Consider the following 1,050-nt stretch of genomic DNA (forward strand, 5'->3'; position numbering starts at 1 on the left):
TGGAGGCCGCAGTGACCAGGTGGCTGGGACTGTTTATTAAAAACACAGCACTCTGCAAACTCGTAAGAGGACGTATAGGGTGTGACACCTGCCCGGTGCCGGAAGGTTAATTGATGGGGTTAGTTTTCGGACGAAGCTCTTGATCGAAGCCCCGGTAAACGGCGGCCGTAACTATAACGGTCCTAAGGTAGCGAAATTCCTTGTCGGGTAAGTTCCGACCTGCACGAATGGTGTAACCATGGCCACGCTGTCTCCACCCGAGACTCAGTGAAATTGAAATCGCAGTGAAGATGCTGTGTACCCGCACCTAGACGGAAAGACCCCGTGAACCTTTACTACAGCTTGGCACTGAACATTGAACCTACATGTGTAGGATAGGTGGGAGGCTTTGAAGCACAGTCGCTAGATTGTGTGGAGCCGTCCTTGAAATACCACCCTTGTATGTTTGATGTTCTAACATAGGTCCCTAATCGGGATTGTGGACAGTGTCTGGTGGGTAGTTTGACTGGGGCGGTCTCCTCCCAAATAGTAACGGAGGAGCACGAAGGTTAGCTAATCACGGTCGGACATCGTGAGGTTAGTGCAATGGCATAAGCTAGCTTAACTGCGAGACAGACACGTCGAGCAGGTACGAAAGTAGGTCATAGTGATCCGGTGGTTCTGTATGGAAGGGCCATCGCTCAACGGATAAAAGGTACTCCGGGGATAACAGGCTGATACCGCCCAAGAGTTCATATCGACGGCGGTGTTTGGCACCTCGATGTCGGCTCATCACATCCTGGGGCTGAAGTCGGTCCCAAGGGTATGGCTGTTCGCCATTTAAAGTGGTACGCGAGCTGGGTTTAGAACGTCGTGAGACAGTTCGGTCCCTATCTGGTGTGGGCGTTGGATGATTGATGGGAGCTGCTCCTAGTACGAGAGGACCGGAGTGGACGAACCGCTGGTGTTCGGGTTGTGATGCCAATCGCATTGCCCGGTAGCTATGTTCGGAACGGATAACCGCTGAAAGCATCTAAGCGGGAAGCCGGCCCAAAGATGAGTCATCCCTGA

The 1,050-nt window shown here is 52.7% G+C and carries 1 rRNA gene; it reads left to right on the top strand.

The window, feature by feature from the left end:
- Positions 1-1,050 (top strand): 23S ribosomal RNA (locus ACYTPF_RS19410); the annotation flags it as partial.

This window comes from Alteromonas sp. HB246098, assembly GCF_054890645.1.